The sequence below is a fragment of the Calothrix rhizosoleniae SC01 genome (genome assembly GCF_900185595.1).
GTDB lineage: Bacteria > Cyanobacteriota > Cyanobacteriia > Cyanobacteriales > Nostocaceae > Calothrix_A > Calothrix_A rhizosoleniae.
Window position 1 is genome coordinate 1 of sequence record NZ_FYBH01000445.1, and the last position, 3542, is coordinate 3542.

Genomic DNA, 3542 nt, shown 5'->3' on the forward strand with positions numbered 1-3542 from the left:
AATACACCATTGGAGTTGGCAATTGAGAACCAGATCGATCGCTTTAACCTTGTAATTGACGTGATTGACAGGGTTCCTAAATTGCGTTCTGCGGCAGCTTACGTCAAAGAACGGATGAAGAACGCTATCATTGAGCACCAAAATTATGCTTTTGAGCATGGTATGGATAAACCAGAAATTGTCAATTGGAAGTGGCCATATTAATTAACCGGCGTTAGACAACATTGCCTCTTTCAGGGAATCTGCTCTGAAAGAGGCACGCATTTGTTTATGGGGGAACCAACGCCAAAATAATACCAATTCAAATAATGTTTGCAACATATAAATTCTTTGCAAGGGCACGGCACCAGTAAGATACTTTTATATATTGAAAGATTGTTGATGTTCCCTACCCACCTGTCCCATTCTTTTTTCAAAATGGTATAAGTTGCTATTTGAAGGAAAGTCGTAAAATTAAGAAATAATAATCAATGGCTAAATAAAAAATGACTGGACAAAAGGGCAAAGTTTACCTTGTGGGTGCAGGGCCAGGAAATATGGCATACCTGACAGTTAAAGCCTACAATCTCTTAAAGAATGCCCAGGTACTGGTTTATGATGCCTTGGTGGATGAAGAATTATTACAATTAGTACCACCGGATTGCCTGCAATTGCAGATGGGTAAGCGGGGTGGTAAACCCAGTACCCCTCAAAGGGATATTAACCAATTACTAGTAAAACACTGTCGTCAAGGGAAACAAGTCATCAGGCTGAAATCTGGCGATCCTTTGATTTTTGGTCGCTGTACTGCGGAAATTGAAGCTTTGAAAGCAGCAGGTTGTGATTTTGAGATAGTACCGGGTATTTCCTCTGCCTTAGCTGCACCTTTGCTAGCCGGAATACCCCTCACAGATCCGGTGATGAGTCGTTGTTTTGCAGTATTCACAGCTCACGAGCCAGACACATTGGATTGGGATGCCCTGTCAAGGATCGAAACCCTGGTAATATTAATGGGTAGTAGGCATTTGCCAGAAATTGTCAGTCAATTGCTCAGATACCGGCGATCGCCCCATACACCAGTTGCGATCGCTCGTTGGGCAGGAACTAATCAACAACAAATCTGGACTGGTACATTAGAAACTATTGTGGAACAAACTGATGGTGAGTTACTTTCACCTATAGTGATCATCATTGGGGAAGTGGTGGAACTCCGCAGGTACCTACAATTTAATAAGTAATAAGTAATAGCGCACAGTTTGCACATTTTAGGTTGAGATTAAAATCCAAATCTAGAAATAATTTTACTTACTTCATTACACTCGTGACTACTATTTTAGCCTTTCATCCTTTCACTCTGACTTTTGATAATTCTTCTAACTTAGCCAAAACATCCTCAGCATGTCCCTTTACCCTTACCTTAGTCCAAATATGAGCGATCGCTCCTTGGGGATTAATCAAAAAAGTCGATCGCACTACCCCCATATATTCCTTACCCATAAATTTCTTCAATTGCCAAATACCATAGGTTTCTGCTATCTGACGTTCCGGATCGCTTAATAGAGTAATTGACAATCCATGTTTATCAATAAATTTACAGTGTGACTTGGTTGAATCTGGACTCACCCCTACAATTTCGGCTCCCAACTCAGTAAAATTACTTTTGAGCTCAGTGAAATCTTTTGCTTCTGTTGTACAACCAGGGGTATTATCCTTGGGGTAAAAATAGAGTACCAACCAATTACCGGCAAAATCTTTCAGGTGCTTTGTATTCCCATCTGCGTCAATAGCTGAAAGCTCAGGAGCTAGCTTTCCTAATAGGGGCATTGCATTCATAATAAAATTGATTAAAAGACCACCATGTATTTCAATACCATACCTTTTCCATTTCTATGACAAACTAAAACTCAATTAATTTTGTCAATATATTTTTAATATAATTATTCCACCCTTGGCAATACTCTACCAAATATGACCAGTAATTTCTCTACTCTCCCCCTTCAAGGTAAAACTATTCTCGTAACCCGTTCCACAGGGCAATCTAGTCATTTTACCCAACTCCTGAGTACAGCTGGAGCCACTGTAATTGAAATGCCAGCCTTAGAAATTACTGCACCTTCTAGCTGGGAAAGTTTGGATTGTGCGATCGCTAATTTGTCTACATTTAACTGGTTAATTCTTACTTCCAGCAATGCTGTCAATTACTTCTTTGACAGATTGATGGAAAAGGGTGAAAATGCCCCTAACTTAGGGAGTATAAACATTGCTGTGGTGGGTGAAAAAACTGCCCAAAGCCTCAAACAAAGAAGCTTGCAACCAGATTTTATTCCTCCTAATTTTGTGGCTGATTCCTTAGTGGGAAACTTTCCCGAACCATTGTCAGGGAAGAAGGTGCTATTTCCCAGGGTGGAAAGTGGTGGTAGGGAAGTATTGGTGAAAGAATTTACTGCTCAGGGTGCGGAAGTTGTAGAAGTACCGGCTTATCAATCCTGCTGTCCTAGTAGCATCCCCTCAGAAGCAGAATTTGCTTTGCAAAACCATACTATAGATATCATTACCTTTGCTAGTTCCAAAACCGTGAAATTTTTCTCTCAGCTACTAGCAAAAAAATTTGCCAAAAATGAGGATGATAATCAATCCCAAGTGGTAAAAGATTTTTTACAAGGAGTTTGTATTGCTTCCATTGGTCCACAAACCTCAAAAACCTGCCTGTCCCTGATTGGACGTGTCGATGTTGAAGCAGAAGAATATACCTTAGATGGATTGACTCAAGGTTTGATTAGATGGGTGGGGCTACGCTCAAGTAATAAATGTTAAGCAGATTTTCAGAATTAAAATTACCAGACGATTACAAATTTACCGTAGGGGCGCAAGGCTTACGCCCTTATCATTGGTAAAATTATCTGCCCTTCTCCTTGTCCAAAGGACGCATAAAATCCACAATCCACAGCTGATTATCTGACTCTCAAACAACTATATCCCTTGTCAAAATCGAATGACTAATAAACGCATTATCGGTTTAACTGGTGGTATTGCTACAGGTAAAACAACCGTCGCTAATTATTTAGCTAAAACTTACAACTTACCTATTTTAGATGCTGATATATATGCCAGAGATGCGGTGACTGTAGGTTCTCCAATTCTCCAGGCGATCGCTCAAAAATATGGGTCGCAAATTTTACTTGCTGATAAGAGTCTCAACCGTCAAAAATTGGGCGAAATTATTTTTAACCATCCAGAGGAACGCCTCTATATAGAAGATCTAATTCATCCTTACGTGCGCGATCGCTTGATTAATGAAATTCATGAATCATCAGTAAAAACACTAGTTTTAGTTGTGCCTTTATTATTTGAGGCGGGAATTACAGATTTAGTGACAGAGATTTGGGTAGTTTACTGCGATCGACAGCAACAGTTAGCTCGATTAATGCAGCGCAATAATTTAACTATAGAACAAGCAGAAGTCAGAATTAACAGTCAGATGCCTCTAGGGGAGAAAATAGCTCGTGCTGATGTGGTGTTAGATAATAATTTAGGTATAGAAAATTTATACACACAAATACGAT

At 39.7% G+C, this 3542-nt stretch carries 4 protein-coding genes and 1 pseudogene; 4 read left to right on the forward strand and 1 reads right to left on the reverse strand.

Translation table 11 applies throughout. The annotated features are described in order from the left end of the window. Together CALSC_RS25170 and cobA are read left to right on the forward strand one after the other, a co-directional pair. Positions 1-204, forward strand: a 204-nt coding sequence (locus tag CALSC_RS25170; protein WP_143288392.1) for a phosphoketolase family protein, incomplete at its 5' end; no start/stop codon positions are given. Positions 205-485: 281 nt separating this feature from the next. Continuing rightward, a pseudogene (gene cobA / locus CALSC_RS25175) lies at positions 486-1214 on the forward strand (uroporphyrinogen-III C-methyltransferase); the annotation flags it as partial. Positions 1215-1320: 106 nt separating this feature from the next. On the opposite strand, the gene bcp reads toward cobA, so the two are convergent. Beyond that, positions 1321-1812: a thioredoxin-dependent thiol peroxidase gene (bcp, locus tag CALSC_RS25180; protein ID WP_200817759.1), complete on the reverse strand. Its 492-nt coding sequence runs from the start codon at positions 1810-1812 to the stop codon at positions 1321-1323. Between the two features lie 135 nt (positions 1813-1947). Between bcp and CALSC_RS25185 the strand changes: the two genes are divergently transcribed. Both CALSC_RS25185 and coaE read left to right on the forward strand, forming a co-directional pair. Then, positions 1948-2793 carry a uroporphyrinogen-III synthase gene (locus CALSC_RS25185; protein ID WP_088243922.1) on the forward strand — a complete coding sequence of 282 codons (846 nt, stop codon included), beginning with the start codon at positions 1948-1950 and terminating at the stop codon, positions 2791-2793. Positions 2794-2971: 178 nt separating this feature from the next. After that, positions 2972-3542: dephospho-CoA kinase (gene coaE / locus CALSC_RS25190; protein ID WP_088243923.1), on the forward strand; the 571-nt coding region annotated here is incomplete at its 3' end.

Bases quoted from the DNA above. Each gene is read 5' to 3' on its own strand.
- bcp (WP_200817759.1), bottom strand. From the start codon at position 1,812: ATGAATGCAATGCCCCTATTAGGAAAGCTAGCTCCTGAGCTTTCAGCT.
- CALSC_RS25185 (WP_088243922.1), top strand. From the start codon at position 1,948: ATGACCAGTAATTTCTCTACTCTCCCCCTTCAAGGTAAAACTATTCTC.